Genomic DNA, 18877 nt, shown 5'->3' with positions numbered 1-18877 from the left:
GCTCCTCGCCTCCTTCGGCCCTCTGCCGCATGATCACGACTCATCGGGCCTGCTCCGGCTGCCGGACCGCACGCAGGTAGAACACCGCGGTAGCGAGCGAGATCGCCAGCACGATCAGCGAGACAGCGCTGGCGACCGCGGGATTCTGCAGATTCGCGTACCACTCGTAGGTCTCGCCGACCAGCAGCGGAAAGTCCCGGCCGGTCAATGCCTGCGCCACGGCGAAAGCCTGCAGCGCGAGGATGGTCCGCAAGATCAGCGCCACTTGCAAGCTCGGACCCAGCAGCGGCAGCGTCACATGCCGCAGCCGCTGCCACAGGTTCGCTCCGAACACCTGCGCGGCCTCGTCGTAGTCGCGCGGGATCATCTGCACGCCCGCCACCACGATGACGAACACCAGTGACGTCGCGCGCCAGATCTCGGCGACCACCACGGCGAGCAGCATGGTGCCCGCGTTCCGGTAGCCGAGCCACTGCACGCCGTCGTCGGAGAGCCCGATGCCGACCAGCAGCGAGTTCAGGTAGCCGCGGTTGTCGAAGATGGACAGCCATACCAGGCCCGCGGCCAGTTCGGAGATCGCCAGCGGCAGGCACCACAGGTAGAAGTGGCCGCCGGCGAACCGCGGCCGGGCCTGCATGAGCAGCGCCATGGCGACGGCGAGCACCAGTTGGACCGGCACGACGATCGCGATCAGCAGGAGGGTGTTGCGCAGCGCGGGGAGGACGTAGGGATCGTCGAACAGCCGGTCCCAGTTGGCGAGGGTGAATCCGTCGCCGCCACGGAACGCCTCGAGCACGGCGTGCACGAGCGGCCAGCCGAACAGGGCCGACATCAGGACGATCGACGGCAGCAGCAGGATCCACGGGGAGCGTAGACGCGACATCATGGCTCATCCCACCCGGCAGAGCTGTGCGGCCGGGTCGGGCGCCCAGCACGGCACTTTCAGCTCGTCGAGGATGCCTTGCAGCACCCGGGCCTGCTGATCCAGCGTGGAGCGGATATCCGCCCCGTCGAGCACGATCGAACGGAAGCTGTCTTTGAAGACCTTGCTCACCTCTCCTTCACGCTGGCCCAGACCCACCGGCGGCAACGAGAGAATGGCGCCGGGCGCCTCCTGCTGCTTGCGCACCGCGTCGGCCTCGAGCTGGACAGCCGGTGGCAGATCGGCGGGGATCGCCGTGTCGACCGCCGGGAAGAAGCCGTTGGAACGAAGCAGCCGCAGTTGGGTTTCCGGGCGGGTGAGCGTGCTGATCGTCCGCTGCGCGAATTCGGGGTCCGTACTGCCCTTGGGGATCGCGAGCCCGGCGATCACGGCCATATAGCCGAGGCCGTGTGCGCCCCGCGGCGCCGGAAGCATCCGCCAGTCGCGCGGGTCGCGCTCGGGCGCGTGGACCAAGCGCACGACGTGGTCCCACGCCATCCGCGCCTCGCCGCTGTCGAGCGGCTCCTGCATGAAGTCGAAATTCGTGCTCGACTGGACGCAGTTGGCCCACAGCTCACGCAGGTACTGCCAGGCCGTCACGGCCTCGTTCGAGCGGAACGTGGTGATCTGGCCGCCGGTGAACGAGGGCAGCAGGAAGCCCTGGACGAACCGGTGCAGCAGGCCCTTGGGGCCCGCGGGCAGGCCGAGCACGGGGCGATTGCCATTGGCGCGGCGCGCGGCGACGGCCCAGTCGAGGAACTGGTCGTAGGTCAGCGACGCGGCATCGACTCCGGGCGGCAGGTGTTCGAGCGCGTCCGCGTGCGCGGCGAGGACGTAACTCGCCGTGGCCCATGGGATGTACCACGTACGGTCGGTGCCGACCTTCGCGAGTTTCAGGTATTCCGCCGACCAGCCGCGGGCGCCGAAGTCGGCGAGCAAACCGGTGAGGTCTTCCAGGTAGCCGTCGGCGAGCGGGGCGAGGTCGCCGTGCAGACCGCCGAGCAGACCGATCTTGGTCGCGCCGGCGTCGACCTGGCTGCGCACCTGGCTCGCGAACGGGCTCTCCTCGATGGTCACATAGCCGACGCCGGGCGCGGCGGCGGCCAGCAGGGTACGGAAACGCTCGGCCTCGTCGGCGGGACGGAACTGGGTGGACAGGAAGATCATGCCGCCGTTGCCGCTGGTCGCGAATCCGGTACAGGCCGCGGCGGACAGGGCCGCCGCGCCGGAGCCCACCGCGCGCAGGAAGGATCTGCGCGTCGAACCGGATACCAGCATGCATGGCTCCTGTTAGGGCACAACGGGTTTCAGACTTTTGTCAGGTTGGTTAACATAAGTGCGCTGAGAGATATTGTCAATATGCCCGCGACACCCTCCAGCCCCACTTCGCCAGGACATGTGCTCGCCCTGCTGCGCGCCACGGGGCCGCTGACCCGGCTCGAGCTGCAGGAACTCGCGGGGTTGTCGCGGGTGACGCTGACCGAGCGGCTGGAGGCGCTGCGTGGTCTCGGGCTCGTCCGCCACGCGGGGCACAAGGAATCGAGCGGAGGACGACGCGCCGAAATGCTCGAGGTCGACGACACCGGAAGCACCGCGCTCGTCGCCGATCTCGGACAGAGCCATGCCACGCTGGCCGTGGTCGACCTGCGCGGGACGGTGTTCGCGAGAGAACACCGGCGGTTGCCCCTGCGGCACAGTCCGACCGAGGTCGTGCCGATGCTGCTCGACACGGGAAGGAAGCTGTTGCGGCGGACCGGGCGAGCCGAAACCTTGTGCGCGATCGGCCTGTCGGTGCCGGGCCAAATCGACCACGACAGCGGAGTGACCGTCGCGCCGCCGACCATGCCGGACTGGAACGGCGCTGCGCTGCGCGAACCTTTCGCCGACGCGCTCGGTGTCCCGGTGCTGCTGGAGAACGACGCGAATGCGCTGGCATTCGGCGACTTCCGGGCGCTGGACCGTCCGGCCGCGACCCTTGTCGGTGTGAAGGTGGGGACCGGAATCGGTGCGGGCGTGGTGATCTCCGGGCGCGTGCACCGTGGCGTGAGCGGCTCGGCGGGCGAGATCGGGCACCTGCGGATCGAGGGCAGTCGGCAGCTCTGCAGCTGCGGCCGCCGTGGGTGTGTGGCGGCGGGCGCGGGCGGGCAGGCGCTGGCCCGGGAACTGGGCGTACGCACGACGGCCGACGTGGTCCGGCTGGTCGGCCACGGCAGCCCCGAGGCGATTCGCTCGACCGAGCGGGCCGGGCGCCTGGTCGGTACCGTGCTCGCGACGATGGTGTCGATCGTGAATCCGGCCCATGTCCGCGTCGGCGGGGCGATCGGGGTGCTGCCGCCGTTTCTCGAGGGGGTGCGGCGCGGCGTCGAGTCGAACGCGCACCCGAGCGCGTTGCGCGATCTCGACCTCGGCCCCTCGCGGCTGGGTGAGAACGGCGCGTTCGTGGGGCTGGCGGGTCTGGTCGCGGACGAGATGTTGTCCCCGGCGACCGTGGACGCGATGGTCGCCGCGCGACAGGAGGTGTGATCCGCTGCGGGCCTTCCCGGCGTATGCGCTCGGCACGGCGAGTAGCGAAGCCGTGCCCGGCGCTCGGTTCGCGGTGGCGGCGAAGGCGGTCGAGTAGGAGATTGCCGGGTTGTCGCCCTCAGAACACCCGGTTGTCCGTATCGGGCCGTACATCGCAGATGGCATGCCGCGCCAGCCATTGCGGAGGTGGGTAGCTACCGTTAGGTTCATCCCATGAGTTCCACCTTTCCGCATTTGCTGTCGCCGATCGAGCTGGGGAGGGTGAAACTCCGCAACCGAGTTGTCATGGGCTCCATGCACACCGGGCTGGAAGATCGGGCCTGGCACATCGACCGGCTGGCCGCGTTCTTCGCCGAACGCGCACGCGGCGGCGTGGGGCTGATCGTCACCGGCGGCTACTCCCCCAGCCGCGACGGATGGCTGTGGCCGTTCGCGTGCGCGATGCTGGACGAGACCGACGCCGAGCGGCACCGCGTGATCACCGACGCCGTTCACGAAGCGGGAGGCAAGATCGCGCTGCAGATCCTGCACGGTGGGCGCGATTCGAACATCCCCACCAATCTGGCGCCCTCGGCGGTGGCGTCGCCGCTCACCGCGTTCGAACCGCGGGCGTTCACCGAGCAGGAGATCGAGACCACGATCGCCGATCACGTGCGCTGCGCGCGGTTGGCGCGGCTGGCCGGATACGACGGCGTCGAGATCATGGGCGGCGAAGGCTTTCTGATCAACCAGTTCCTCGCGCCGCGCACCAACACCCGGACCGATCGCTGGGGCGGATCGGCGGCGAACCGGCGGCGATTCCCGGTCGAGGTCGCCGCACGGACCAGGGCCGCCGTCGGCGACGACCTGCTCATCATGTTCCGGATGTCGCTGGCCGAATTCGTCGAGGACGGGCAGACCTACGCCGAGATCATCGACCTGGCGAAGGAACTCGAAGCCGCCGGAGTCGACGTCATCAACACCGATATCGGCTGGCACGAGTCGCGGGTGCCGACGATCGTCACCTCGGTGCCACGTGCCGCGTTCGTCGGATACACCGCGGCGCTCAAGGAACATGTCTCGATTCCGGTGTGCGCGTCGAACCGGATCAACATGCCCGAGGTCGCCGAGCAGATCCTGGAGCGCGGCGAGGCGGACCTCATCTCGCTGGCCCGCCCGCTGCTGGCCGATCCGGAATGGGTGAACAAGGCCGCCGGATCGCGGGTGGACGAGATCAACACCTGCATCGCATGCAACCAGGCCTGCCTGGACCACACCTTCACCCGGCAGACCGTGTCCTGCCTGGTGAATCCCCGCGCGTGCCACGAGACGCTGCTGCAACTGCTGCCCACCAGGCGGGCCAAGCGCGTCGCCGTCGTCGGCGCCGGTCCCGCCGGGTTGTCGGCCGCGATCGGCCTGGCCGAGCGCGGGCATCAGGTGGAACTGTTCGAAGCCGAGGACCGGATCGGCGGACAATTCGACCTCGCCCGCCGCATCCCCGGCAAGGAGGAGTTCGACGAGACGATCCGGTATTACCGGCGCAAACTCGAACTCACCGGCGTCACCGTGCATCTGAATGCCCGGGCCACCGCCGAACAACTCGCCGCGGGTGGCTGGGACGAGGTGGTGCTGGCCACGGGCGTGCGCCCTCGAATTCCCGCGATCCCCGGCATCGATCACCCCATGGTGCTGTCCTATCCGGAACTGATCCGGCAGGAGAAGCCCGTGGGCAACCGGGTGGCCGTCGTCGGTGCGGGCGGAATCGGGTTCGACGTCGGCGAATTCTTGACCGCGGTCCACCAAGGCCCCCTCGCGCTCGACGAATGGCGCGACGAGTGGGGTGTCACCGACGACATCCACGCTCGCGGCCAGTTGCGAACCCCTCGGCCTGCCAGGGCGACCCGGGAAGTGACCCTGCTGCAACGCAAGTCGGGGCCGTTCGGACTGACCTTGGGTAAGACGACCGGCTGGATCCACCGCGCCGCGCTGGACGCGCGCGGAGTCCAGCAGATCGGCGGGGTCAACTACGAACGGATCGACGATCGCGGACTGCACGTCAGCTTCGGTCCGCAGCGGCAGGCGCCGCGCGTGATCGAAGTGGACAACGTGGTGGTGTGCGCGGGCCAGGAATCGGTGCGCGACCTGTACGACCAGCTCGAATCCCAAGGTGTGCGGGTGCATCTCATCGGCGGCGCCGACGAGGCGAAGGAGCTCGACGCCAAGCGCGCCATCCAGCAGGGCACCCAGCTCGCGGCCGAACTCTGATCCCGGACGGCCCGGGGACCTGGTCCCCGGGCCGCCGGAATTCACCCGTTGCCGCCGCCCATCCGGACGAACGTGGCGGTCGCGGTCGCGTAGACCTTCCCCGCGGCATCGACGAGACGGCTCTCGGCGGTGGCCGTCGTCCGGCCGACGTGCACCGCCTCCGCGACCGCCTCCAGCGCCCCCTGGGTGTGCGAGACCCCGCGCACCAGATTGGACGTCATGCTCACCGTCGTGAGCATGGACTTGTCCTGCACCGACAGTTGCACCGCACCCCACATCGCGACGTCGAGCACCGTACCGACCACGCCGCCACCGACCACACCGAGGAAGTTCACATGCCGCTCGTCCGGGGTGAGGCGCAGCGTCATCCGCCCCGGCGCGGCGTCGACGACCTCGATGTTGAGTAGTTTGGCCAGTGGCGGCAGCGGCAGTTCGCCGGTACGGATGCGCTCGACGAGTTCGTCCCTGGTGAGCTGGATCATGCCCAGCACGGCGATGCCGGGGTCGTCCCACTCCAGGTGCAGCGAGCGCACGCCATCGGTCACTTCGATCGCCGACACGTCGTCGGATGTCATGGCCTTCCTCTACTTTCCGCTGATCTGCTGGTCGATGAGAGCGAACAGTTCGTCCGCCGTGGCGGCCGCCTCGACGGCGTCGCGGCCCTGATCGGCGACCGGCGCGGGCTCGGGCGCGGGTTCGTCGATGGCGTCGGTCAGCGTCGCGCGGATCCGCTCGGCCAGCCGCGCCTTGTCCTCCTGCGACGGCAGGGTCGCCAGCAGCGCGGCGAGCGCGGCGATCTGGTCATCGATCGCCGAGGTGGTCGCGGTCGCTTCCCATTGCGACCGCAGCAGTTTCGCCACCGCGCTCGCCGTCGGGTAGTTGAACACCAGCGTCGAGGGCAGTCGCGTGCCCGTGCCCTCCGACAGCCGGTTGCGCAGCTCGACGCCGCCGAGTGAATCGAAACCCATCTCGTTGAACGGAGTTTCGGGATCGATCGCCGCCGCGGACTGGTATCCCAGCACCGCCGCGGCGTGTTCGCGGACGAATCCGAGCACCAGCGCGTCGCGTTCGTCCTCCGGCGCGGTGGCGAGCAGGTCGGCCAGCAGTCCGCCGGTGGCGGTTGCGCTGGATACCCGGCGGGCGCGGCCGGCGACCAAGCCGCCCAGCACTTCGGGCAGCAGCCCCGCGCGTGCCTGCGCGGCCAGGGCGGACTTGTCGAACTCGACGCAAGCGACCATGGCCGCATCCGTGGCGAGCGCCGCGTCGAACAGCGCCGTACCGTCGGAGTCACCGAGGATCCGCAGACCCATACGTTCCAGCCGCGCCAGCGCGGCCCGGTCCATTTCGGCGGTCATGCCCGTGTCCTGGTTCCACAAACCCCAGGCGACCGACAAGGCGGGCAGCCCCTGCGCTCGCCGGGCCTGCGCGAGCCCGTCGAGGAACGCGTTCGCGGCCGCGTAGTTGCCCTGTCCGGGCGAACCGAGAATCGCCGCGGCCGAGGAGAACACGACGAACGCCGACAGGTCGTGGCCCCGGGTGAGCTCGTCCAGGTGCAGCGCGCCGTCGACCTTGGGCGCGAGTACACGATCGATCCGCTGAGCGGTCAGCGTCTCGATGGTGGCGTCGTCGATCAGGCCCGCGGAGTGGATCACCGCCGACAGCGGGTGCTCGGTCCCGATCGACTCGACCACGGTGGCCAAGGCCGCGCGATCGGCCACGTCGCACGCGGCGACCCGGGTGCGCGCACCGAGCCGTTCCAGCTCGGCGATCAGTTCCGCGACACCGTCGGCCGCCGCGCCGCGCCGCGACACCAGCAGCAGATGCCGGACACCGTGTGCGGTGACCAGGTGCCGCGCGATCACCGCGCCCAATCCGCTGGTTCCGCCCGTGATCAGCACCGTGCCATCGCCGAAAGCGCTCGTGCTGCGGATGTTTCCGGGTTCTTCGGTAGGTACGTCGCCATAGGCCAGGCGCGGGAGGTAGATCTCGCCCGTGCGGACCGCCACTTGGGCGTGCCCCGATTCGAGCACGCCGAGCACCGTCGCGGCGTCCAGGTCTCCGTCGTGGTCCAGCAGCACGATACGACCCGGTTGTTCCGACTGTGCGCTGCGGACCAAACCGGTGACGGCGGCGGCGGCCAGATCGACCGGTTCTCCGTTCAGGCCCGTCGCGCGGCGGGTCGCCACCACGAGGCGGGTGTCCGCCAGCCGCTCGAGCGACAACCAGGAGCGCAGCAGCTCCCAGGCGGTGCGGGTCGCCTCCCCCACCGTCCCGGGCTCGACCGGGTCAGCGGTGGCCGCAGGTCCCGCCGGGAGCGACCAGACGACGATATCCGGAACCTGTTCGGCCGCAGCGACTTCCGACGCGTCGAGGTAGTGACGGTCGACACCGGACACTCGCGCCTGCCCCATCGTCGCCACACGGTCGGGCACCGCCCGCAGCGCGGGTAGCTCCGCGCGCGTCCAGCTCAGGGTCAGGGGTGCCGTACGGCGTCCCGCATGGGCCGCGCCCAGCGCGTCGGCCGCGATCGGACGTGCGGAGACCGCATCGATGCGCGCGACGAGCGAGCCGGTGTCGTCCGCGATGTCGATCGTGACCTGTCCCTCGGCATCCCGGACGACGCGAACGCGCGCCGCGGTGACACCGGAGCGCCACAAGCGCACACCGGTGAAGGAGAAGGGCAACGGCACCTGCCCGGCGGGCAGGTCGCCGATCAGCTCGCCGAGCGCCGCGTGCAGGCATGCGTCCAGCAGCGCCGGATGGATGCCGAACGGAGCCGCCGCGACGCCCACGGATTCGTCGAGGGACACCGCGGCGAAGGTCTGCTCGCCGCGCGTCCACAACGCGGTGACGCCCTGGAAACCGGGACCGTAGTCGAAGCCGCGCTCCGCCAGCCGGTCGTAGAGCGACCCGTCCGACGGCTCCGCGCCGGACGGCGGCCACACCGGTTCGCTCCACACCGGCGCGTGGTCGTCGTCGGCGGTGGTCAGGACGCCGCTCGCATGCCGCACCCACGGGTCCGTGCCGTCGGACTCCCGATCGGCCGCGCGGGAGTGCACGGCGAATCCGCGCCGCCCTTGCTCGTCGCGCGCCCCGACGCTCAATTGGAGCTCGATCTCGGCGGTCGCGGTGAGCGGCAACGGAGCTTGCAGCAGCAATTCGCCGACCACCCCGGCGTCCACCTGCGCGCCCGCGGCGAGCGCCATCTCCGCGAAGGCCGTCCCGGGCAGCAATACCGAGCCGAACACCGCGTGGTCGCCGATCCACGGCTGGGTGCGCGCGGAGAACCGGCCGGTGAACAACCATTCGTCCTTGCCCGCGACCGGCACCGCGCTGGTCAGCAGTGGATGGCCGAACGAGCCGGTCACGACTTCGGGAGCCGGTCGCACCCAGTACCGGCGGCGCTGGAACGCGTACGTCGGCAGCTCCACCCGTGCGTCCGCTCCCGGCAGCAGCGACCGCAGCCGCACCGGTGCGCCTGCCGCGAAGGACTGGGCGAGGAGCGTGACGAACTGGGTCACCTCGTCGACCGAACGCCTGGACGAGGCCGCCACCAGTGACTTCGCCGCCACTTCCGGACGCTCGGCCAAGCATTCTCCGGTCATCGCGGTGAGCGCGGCGTCCGGTCCGACTTCGATGAAACGCCGCACCCCGGAGTCGAGGAGACTGCGCACCCCGGGCGCGAAGCGCACACAGCCGCGCACCTGCGCCACCCAGTAGCCCGGATCGCGCATTTCGTCGCCGGCCCGCGTGCCGGATACATTCGACACGATCGGCACGGTGGGCTCGCGATAGGTCAGTCCCTCCGCCACCGCGCGGAATTCGTCGAGGACGGGTTCCATCAACATCGAATGGGACGCGTGGGAGATCCGCAGCAGGGTGTGCTTCCGTCCCGCCTCGGTCAGCCGCCGCCGCATCTCGTCGACGGCATCGGCGTATCCCGAGAACACCACCGACTCCGGACCGTTCACCGCCCCGATCGCGAGCCGGTCGGCGAGACCGGTCAGCAGTTCCTCCGCTTCCGTCTCCGACACCGCGGCCGCCAGCATCGCCCCACCGGCGGGCGCCGCACCCATCAGTCGTCCCCGCGCCGCCACCAGCGCGCAGGCGTCGGTCAGCGACCAGACCCCGGACACATAGGCCGCGACGAGTTCGCCCAGCGAGTGACCCGCGAGCACGTCCGGTAGGAGACCGTACGACTCGAGCAGCCGGAACATCGCCACCTCGAAAGCGAACAGCGCGGGCTGCATCCAGTCCATCCGGTCCAGCACCCCGGCCTCGTCGGTGAACATCACCTCCCGCAGGGAACCCCCGAGGTGCCGGTCGAACTCGGCGCACACCTCGTCCAGCGCGGTCGCGAACACTGGAAACGCCTGGTACAGACCGGCACCCATGCCGACTCGCTGCGCGCCGCCACCGGTGAAGAGGAAGGCCGTCGTACCCGGCACGGCCGGTGCCTCGACCGCGTGCGGCGACGTCGTTCCCGCCGCCAGCGCGGCCAGCCCGGCGAGCAGTTCCTCCCGATCGCGGCCGACGACCACGCCGCGGCGATCCAGCAGCGCACGCGAGTCGAGCAGGGCACGCGCCACCCGCCGCGGGTCGATCTCCGGCGTATCGGCCAGCCAGGAGCGCAAGCGTTCGGCCTGACCGCGCAGGGCTTCCGCGGATTTCGCGGAGACCACCAGCGGTACCACGCCGCCCGCTACCGGGCCGGAGTCCGCCGCCGGTCGCTCGGCACGCGTGGACGGTGGCGCCTCCTCGAGGATCACGTGCGCGTTCGTGCCGCTGATACCGAACGACGACACCCCCGCGCGTCGTATCCGGCTGCCCGAGGTCCACGATTCGGCGTCGGTCAGCACGCGCACCGATCCGGCCGACCAGTCCACATGCGGTGAGAGTTCCTCCGCGTGCAGGGTTCTCGGCAGCATCTCGTGGCGCAGCGCCTGCACCATTTTGATCACGCCGCCCACACCGGCCGCCGCCTGGGTGTGGCCGATATTGGATTTGAGCGAACCGACACGCAGCGGACCTTCAGGGCGGCCCTGGCCGTAGGTGGCGAGCAACGCCTGCGCCTCGATCGGGTCGCCCAGTGTCGTTCCGGTGCCGTGCGCTTCCACGGCATCCACGTCCGACGGCCCGAGCCCGGCATCGGCCAGCGCCGCCGCGATCACCCGCTCCTGCGACGGACCGTTCGGCGCGGTGAGACCGTTGCTGGCGCCGTCCTGGTTCACCGCGCTGCCGCGCACTACCGCGAGCACGTTGTGGCCGAGTCGCCGTGCGTCCGAGAGCCGTTCGACCACCAGGACGGCCGCGCCCTCCGCCCACGCCACACCGTCGGCGGCGGCCGAGAACGATTTGCACCGCCCGTCCGGCGCCAGTCCGCGCTGGCGGGAGAATTCCACGAAAACCGTGGGCGTGGCCATCACCGTCGCACCGCCCACCAGGGCGAGCGAACTCTCCCCCTGTCGCAGCGCACGGCACGCCACGTGCAGTGCCACCAGCGAGGACGAGCACGCCGTATCCACCGTCATCGCGGGGCCTTCCAGACCGAGCGAATAGGCGATGCGTCCCGAGACCACGCTGGCCGCCGAGCCGGTGCCCACGTAGCCTTCGGCCTCGGGTCCGGCCTTGCGGGTCAAGACCTCGTAGTCCTGGTACATCACCCCGGTGTAGACGCCGGTGTCGGTGCCCCGCAGCGACGTCGGATCGATGCCCGCGTGCTCGAGCGCTTCCCACGACACCTCCAGCAGCAAACGCTGCTGGGGGTCCATCGCGTTCGCCTCCCGCGGGCCGATGCCGAAGAATCCGGCGTCGAAATCGGCCGCGCCCGTCAAGAACCCGCCCTCGTTCACGTAGGAGGTTCCGGTGTGCTCGGGATCGGGATCGATCAGGCGATCGAGATCCCAGCCGCGATCGGCGGGAAACTCGGAAATGGCGTCCGTCCCCGAGGCCACCAGGTTCCACAGATCGTCCGGCGACGCGACTCCGCCGGGGTACCGGCAGGCCATGCCGACGATCGCGATCGGTTCGTCGGCTCGCGCGCGCTTCCGCGTCGGGCGGACGCCCTGCCCCGCGCCGTCGATCCGGGAACGCAGCAGCCGGGCGACCGCCGCGGACGTCGGGTGATCGAAGGCCAGCGTCGACGGCAGACGCAGACCGGTGGCCTTGGTGAGGCGGTTGCGCAGGTCCACCGCGCCCAGCGAATCGAAGCCCAGTTCGCTGAACGGCTTGTCGGCCTCGATCTGTTCGCCCGTGGCGTGTCCAAGTACCTCGGCGACCTGATGGCGCACGAAATCCAGCACGATCGCGTCGTGCCGGTCCGGTGGCGCCGACGCGAGCCGCTCGGCCAGTTCGCCGCCGCCCTCGGCACGGCGCGGTACCGCTACCAGCGAACGCAGCAGCGGCGGCAGCAGATCCGCGCGGGCCTGCGCGGACAATGCCGCGGTATCGAAGTCCACGGCGGCGACCAGCGGAATCTGCGCGCCCGCCGCCCGGTCGAACAGCGCGAGCCCGTCGGACTCGGCCAAGGGGCGGAAGCCCATGCGGGACAAGCGGTCCAGGCCCGCGCGTCCCAGTTCGGCGGTCATCCCGCCGCTCTGGTTCCACGGGCCCCAGGCCACCGAGACCGCGGGCAGGCCCGCCGCGACGCGCCGCCGGGCCAGCGCGTCCAGCACCGAGTTCGCGGCGGCATAGTTGCCCTGGCCCGCCGAGCCAAGGACCGCCGCGATCGAGGAGAACAGCACGAACGCCGACAGATTCCGGTCACGGGTGAGTTCGTCCAGGTGTAGTGCGGCGTCGACCTTCGGCGTGAACACCCGCTCGATCCGGTCGGGCGTGAGTGCGTCGAGCGTCGCGTCGTCCAGGACGCCGGCGGCATGGACGACGGCGGTCAGCTCCGGACCGTCGGCCAGCCGGTCGAGCAGGGCGCGCACCGCGGCGCGGTCGCCGACGTCGCAGGCCAGTACCCGCGGCCGAGCACCGAGTCCGGCCAGTTCGGCCACCAGTTCGCGCACACCGTCGGCCCGTTCGCCGCGGCGTGACACCAGAACGAGATCCCGCACACCGTGGGTCGCGACCAGGTGCCGGGCCACCAGCGCGCCCAACCCACCGGTCCCGCCGGTGATCAGCACCGTGCCTCGGCCCAGGGTGACGGCCGCGCCGGGCGCGTCGTCACGCCGGGCGAGCCGGGGCGCGACCAGCTCGCCGCCACGCGCCGCGAGCTGCGGCTCGTCGGTCGCGAGGGCCGCCGAGATCAGCTCGGGCCCGATGACCGCGTCGCTCTCGGCGTCCACCAGCACGATCCGGCCGGGATGCTCCGACTGTGCGCTGCGCAGCAGGCCCCAGAGCGCCGCGGCGGCCAGATCCGGATCCTCGGCGGGCAGTCCGGCGCCGTTACGGGTCACCGCGACCAGCCGGGTGTCGCCGGACTCGGGGAGGCGTAACCAGGACTGCACCGCCGCCAGCGCGGTGTTCACGCTCCGGCGCACCCGGTCGGCCTCGGTGCTGACGGCGTGCCCGGGACCGGACTCGGCGAACCACACCACGGCGTCGGGCTGCGCTCGGGTGTTCGCTCCCGGGGTGTCGGTATCTGCGGCCGCTACCAGCGCGGCCATATCCGAATAGTGTTCCTCGAAAGCGGATTCCGACGGTCCGCCGACCGCCGCCAGCCGCACCGCGCCGGACCCGGCGCCGGAAGCCACCGTGGCCCACCGCACGTCGTAGAGACGGTGGGGTCCGGCGGAGCGCGCGCTGCGCACCGTGTCGCTGTCGACCGGCCGCGCCCGCAGCGCATCGATCGTCAGCAGCAACGCGTCCGTATCGTCGCGGAGCTCTACCCGCGCCCCTTCGGCGCCCGTCCGCCGGATCAGCACGCGTGCCGCGCTCGCGCCACCGCGATACAACCGCACGCCGGTGAACGAGAACGGCAGCGGCGCCTGGTTGTCGGTGAAATCAGCGGACAATAGGTCGACGGCGGCGTGCAACGCGGCATCCAGCAGTGCGGGGTGCACGCCGAAGCGCGAAGCGTCCGAATCGGTCTCGCCGAGCCGCACCTCGGCCACGACGGAGTCGCCGCGGCGCACGAACCGGCGCACGCCCTGGAAGGCGGGTCCGTAGCCGAGACCGCGGGCGGCCAGTTGGTCGTAGAGCGCCGCTCCGGTGGTCGCGTCGTCGTCCTGGAACGGGTCGTCCGTATCAGCGGGCACCGCCGCGTTTCCCGTGTCGGGAGCGAGTACACCGCGGGCGTGCGTGGATCCGGCGGTCGGGTCGCCGACGGCCCGCGAGGCGATGACGAAGCGCCTGCGCCCGGCGTCGTCGGGCGATTCGACACTGATCTGGATATCTACTTCGGTTCCCTCGTCCAGCCGCAGCGGCGCCTCCAGGACCAGCTCGTCGATCGTCCCGGCATCCACTCGCGCGCAGGCTGCCAACGCGAACTCCACGAACGCGGTCCCGGGCAGCAGCACCGTGCCGAACACCGTGTGATCGGCCAGCCACGGCTGCGACGCCGTGGACAGGCGACCGGTGAACAGCCACTCGTCCGTACCGGCCAGGGCCAGCGCCGCGCCGAGCATCGGATGGTCCATCGCCGTCAGTCCGGCGCGGCCCACATCGCCGATGCCGTCGGTCGGCGGCAACCAGTACCGCTGACGCTGGAACGGGTAGGTCGGCAACGGGACCCGGCGCGCCGGCCGACCGGTGAACACCGGGCTCCAGTCCACGTCGGCGCCCGCGGCGTGGGCGGCGGCCAGGAACGCGGTGAACTGCCCGACCTCGTCCGCGCCGCGTCGTGCGGCGGCGACCACCGCGCAGCGGGCCTCGATATCGGGTTGTTCGGTCAGGCATTCGCGGGTCATCGCGGTCAGCACCGCGTCGGGACCGATCTCCAGGAATCGTCGCACCCCGCCGGCGGCCAGCGCCTGGACTCCCGGGGCGAACCGCACGGCCGCCCGGACCTGACGGACCCAGTACTCCGGATCGGTCAGCTCGTCAGCGGCCGGTGCGCCCGAAACGTTCGAGACGATCGGGATCGTCGGCTGCCGGTAGGTCACACCGCGGGCCACGGCACGGAACTCGGCCAGCATCGGTTCCATCCGCGCCGAATGGAAGGCATGGCTCACGCGCAGCCGGTTCGTCCGACGGCCATGAGCAGCGAAGATCCGCTCGACCTCGGCGACGGCGTCGGCGTCACCGGACAACACCACGGAAGCGGGCCCGTTCACGGCGGCCACGGACACCCGGCCCGCGTACCCGTCGAGCGCGGCCGACGCCTCCGCTTCCGGCGCCGCCACGGCCAGCATCGCGCCGCCGGCGGGCAGTGCGCCCATCAACCGCCCGCGCGCCGCCACCAGCGCACACGCGTCGGGCAGCGACCACACTCCGGCGACATACGCCGCCGCGAGCTCACCGATGGAATGGCCGAGCAGCACATCCGGTGTCAGGCCGAACGATTCGGCGAGCCGGTACAGCGCCACCTCGTAGGCGAACAGCGCGGGCTGGGTGTACTCGGTCCGATCCAGCGGGCCCGGCGCGCTGTCGCCGTCCGCCGCCTCGGCGCGGAGCAGGTCCCGCAGCGAACGTCCGAGCAGCGGATCGAATTCGGCGCAGACTCGGTCCAGCTCCGCCGCGAACACCGGGAACGTCGCGTACAGTTCCCGTCCCATCCCGGCGCGCTGCGCACCCTGGCCGGTGAACAGGAACGCCGTGCGTCCCGATCCGGCGCGGTCCTCGACCACACCGGGCGCGGAACGACCCTCGGCGAGTGCCGCCAGACCGGCCAGGAGTTCGCCACGGTCGCGACCGACGACCGCTCCGCGCCACTCCAGCCGGGCACGGGAGGTGAGCAGCGAGTGCGCGATATCCCGGGCGTCCGTTTCCGGGTCGTCCGCCATCCACTGTCGCAAGCGATCCGCCTGCGCCCGCAACGCCGCACCGGAACCGGCCGACAGTAGCAACGGGATGTGCTGCGGAGCAGCGTGATTCGACCCGGTCCCCGCCGTGGTAGCGGGCTCGGGCTCCCCTTCCGCGGCGGGCTCGGCGGGCGCTTCCTCGAGGACGACGTGGGCGTTGGTGCCGCTGGCGCCGAACGACGACACGCCCGCGCGCCGGACCCTGGCACCGGCGGGCCACGGCTCGCTGTCCCGCAGCAGCCGCACGGTGCCCGCGGACCAGTCCACATGGGGGGTGGGCGCGTCGATGTGCAGGGTCTTCGGCAGCATCTCGTGCCGCATGGCCTGCACCATCTTGATCACTCCGCCGACACCGGCCGCGGCCGAGGTGTGGCCGATATTGGATTTCAGCGATCCCAGACGCAGCGGCGCGTCGGCCTGCCGGGCGCCGTAGGCCGCGATCAGTGCCCTGGCTTCGATCGGATCGCCCAGCATCGTGCCCGTGCCGTGCGCCTCCACCGCGTCGACATCCGCGGGCTCCAGGCCCGCGTCGCGCAACGCCTGCCCGATCACGGCTTCCTGCGACCGGCCGTTCGGCGCGGTCAGTCCGTTGCTGGCGCCGTCCTGGTTGATCGCGCTGCCGCGCACGACCGCCAGGACGGTGTGCCCGAGCCGCCGTGCGTCGGAGAGCCGTTCGAGCACCAGCACGCCGAGTCCCTCGGAGAAACCCGTCCCGTCGGCCGCCGCCGCGAAGGCCCGGCACCGTCCGTCGGGTGAGAGGGCGCGCTGCCGCGCGAACGCGATGAGCAGCGACGGGTCCGACATCACGGTGACGCCGCCTGCCAGGGCCAGGGTGGCGTCACCGTTGCGCAGCGCTCGGCACGCGAGATGCAGGGCGACCAGCGATGACGAGCATGCCGTATCGATCGAGACGGCAGGACCTTCCAGCCCGAGGGTGTAGGCGATCCGGCCCGACAGCACACTGTTGGAAACACCCAGATAGGCGTGGCCTTCCGTTTCGGCCATGATATTCGGCGAGCCGACGCGGGGCCCGTAGTTCTGGTGGGCAACCCCGGCGAACACGCCGGTGTCGCTACCGCGCAGCGAGGCCGGGTCGATCCCGGCGTCTTCCAGCGCTTCCCACGCCGCCTCTAACATCAGGCGCTGCTGCGGGTCCATCGCGGCGGCCTCGCGCGGGCTGATGCCGAAGAAACCCGCGTCGAAATCGGCGACGGAATCGAGGAAACCGCCCTCCCGCGTGTAGACCGTGCCCGGCACGTCCGGGTCGGGATCGAACAATCGCTCCAGGTCCCAGCCACGGTCGGACGGATACACCCCGACGGCGTCCACGCCGGCGGCGGCGACGCGCCACAGGTCCTCGGGTGAACGGACGCCGCCGGGGTACCGGCAGGCCATACCGACGATGGCGATGGGCTCCCGTGTCCGATCGGTGAGTTCGCGCAGGTGTTGTTTGGTCTCGTAGAGCTCCTTCGCCGTCTTCTTGAGATAGCGGCGTAGCTCGTCGGTGTCGGCCATCGGTGGGGCTCCTGATCGTGCGAGGTCAGCTGAGGTTGTCGATGAACTCGAAGAGTTCGTGATCGTCCGCGGTGTCCAGGTGGTCGGCGTCGCCGCCCGGATCGGCGGCGCCGGCGTCCCTGCCTTCGAGTTCACGCAGCAGGGCGGACAATGTGGTCGCCAGGGACGACCGGTCGGCGGCGGAGAGGTCGGCGGAGGCGAGACTGTGGGCCAGGGCTTCGACTTCGGCGGCGAGCCGTTTCGCCGGGTCCTCCACCGGAGCGATCTCCTGGCGGAGATAGCCCGCCAGGTCCCTCGGAGTCGGGTAGTCGAACATCGCCGTCGCGGGCACCTGGACGCCCGCGGCCGATTTCAACCGGTTGCGGAATTCCATGACACCGAGTGAGTCGAATCCGATGTCGCTGAAGGGTTTGTCGGCGGCGATGGTCTCGGCGTCGCTCCCGAGAACCGCCGCGGCTTCGGCGCGGATCAGATCGAGGACGACCCGGTCCTGCTCGGCGGTCGACAGGCCCGCAAGGCGGTGCACCGGTTGCGGCGATCCACCCACCACGGTCTCGGCTCGGCGCCGGTCGGGTCCGACCAGGTCGCGCATGATCGGCCGCGGGTCGTGATCGGCGCTCTCCGTGAGCGCGGACCGGTCGATGCGGGCCGCCACGAACGCGGCCCTGCTACCGGACAGCGCGGCGTCGAACAGCGCCATCCCCTCGCGCTCGCCCAACGGCGGGAAACCCTCCCGCCGCAAACGGGCGAAGTCGGCGTCAGCGAGTGTCCGCGTCATGCCGGTGCTCTGCTGCCACGGCCCCCACGCGATCGACGTCGCGGGCAGGCCGTTCACCCGCCGGTGTTGTGCCAGCGCGTCCAGGAACACATTCGCCGCCGCGTAATTCGCCTGCCCCGCATTACCGATCACACCCGCGACCGACGAATACAACACGAACATCGACAAATCCAGATGCCGCGTCGCCTCGTGCAGATTCCACGCCGCATCCACCTTCGGCCGCAACACCTCCGCGACCCGCTCCGCCGTCATGTTCTCCAGCAGCGCGTCGGCCAGCACCCCGGCCGCGTGCACGACACCGGTCAACCGATGCTCCGGCGGGATCGCCGCCAGTACCGCATCCAACGAATCCCGGTCCGCCGCATCGCAAGCGACCACGTCCACGTGCGCGCCGAGAGCGACGAGCTCGTCACGCAACTTCCCCGCACCCGGTGTATCCGGGCCGCGTCGGCTCGCCAGCACCAGCCTGCGCACCCCGTACTCGGTGACCAGATGCCGAGCCGCCAACGCACCCAACCCACCGGTACCACCGGTGATCAACACCGTCCCCTCAGGCCGCAACGGCGCGGGCACCGTCAGCACGTTCTTGCCGATATGCCGAGCCTGGCTCATGAATCGCAATGCCTCGGGCACATCCCGGATGTCCCATGCGGTGAGCGGAGACGCAGTGAGGACACCCGCCTCGAACAGATCGACGATGCGGGTCAAGATCTCGTGGAGCCGATCGGGCGCCAGGTCCATGAGCATGAAACCGGTGTAGGCGACTCCGGGATGTTCGGCGGCTACCTGTGCCGGATCACGCCGATCCAGCATCCCCATCTCCACGAACCGGCCACCGGGCCCCAGCAACCGCAACGAGGCGTCCACGAACTCACCCGCCAACGAATCCAATACCACATCCACACCACCCAGCCCCGCACGGAACTTCCCCTCGAAATCGAGCGACCGCGAATCACCGATCTCCTCCTCACCAAAACCCAACCCCCG

At 70.8% G+C, this 18877-nt stretch carries 7 protein-coding genes; 2 read left to right on the top strand and 5 right to left on the bottom strand.

Going from position 1 to position 18877, the window contains the following annotated elements; translation table 11 throughout:
• Positions 1 to 40: 40 nt before the first annotated feature.
• Complete coding sequence (locus AB0L97_RS34345) at positions 41 to 886, bottom strand: sugar ABC transporter permease (RefSeq protein WP_364438034.1); 846 nt, start codon at positions 884 to 886, stop codon at positions 41 to 43.
• Between the two features lie 3 nt (positions 887 to 889).
• On the bottom strand, positions 890 to 2200 hold the full coding sequence (locus AB0L97_RS34340; protein ID WP_364438031.1) for an extracellular solute-binding protein: 1311 nt from the start codon (positions 2198 to 2200) through the stop codon (positions 890 to 892).
• Between the two features lie 81 nt (positions 2201 to 2281).
• On the opposite strand from AB0L97_RS34340, the gene AB0L97_RS34335 reads away from it, so the two are divergent.
• Together AB0L97_RS34335 and AB0L97_RS34330 are read left to right on the top strand one after the other, a co-directional pair.
• Complete coding sequence (locus AB0L97_RS34335) at positions 2282 to 3445, top strand: ROK family protein (RefSeq protein WP_364438028.1); 1164 nt, start codon at positions 2282 to 2284, stop codon at positions 3443 to 3445.
• A 213-nt stretch (positions 3446 to 3658) separates the two neighbouring features.
• The gene (locus tag AB0L97_RS34330; protein ID WP_364438025.1) at positions 3659 to 5689 is read left to right on the top strand and encodes an NADPH-dependent 2,4-dienoyl-CoA reductase; all 2031 of its coding nucleotides are present in this window, start codon (positions 3659 to 3661) and stop codon (positions 5687 to 5689) included.
• 41 nt (positions 5690 to 5730) lie between these two features.
• On the opposite strand, the gene AB0L97_RS34325 is transcribed toward AB0L97_RS34330, so the two are convergent.
• The 3 genes from AB0L97_RS34325 to AB0L97_RS34315 all read right to left on the bottom strand — a co-directional run.
• Entirely contained in the window at positions 5731 to 6264 is a 534-nt protein-coding gene (locus tag AB0L97_RS34325) for a PaaI family thioesterase (RefSeq protein WP_364438022.1), read from the bottom strand.
• 9 nt (positions 6265 to 6273) lie between these two features.
• Positions 6274 to 17112: a type I polyketide synthase gene (locus tag AB0L97_RS34320; RefSeq protein ID WP_364438018.1), complete on the bottom strand. Its 10839-nt coding sequence runs from the start codon at positions 17110 to 17112 to the stop codon at positions 6274 to 6276.
• Between the two features lie 25 nt (positions 17113 to 17137).
• On the bottom strand, positions 17138 to 18877 hold a 1740-nt coding region (locus AB0L97_RS34315; protein WP_364438015.1), incomplete at its 5' end, for an SDR family NAD(P)-dependent oxidoreductase.

The organism is Nocardia sp. NPDC051911, assembly GCF_040681035.1.
Taxonomy (GTDB): domain Bacteria; phylum Actinomycetota; class Actinomycetes; order Mycobacteriales; family Mycobacteriaceae; genus Nocardia; species Nocardia sichangensis.
Note: the sequence above shows the minus strand (reverse complement) of the source record. Positions and strands in the feature narration are given on the sequence as shown.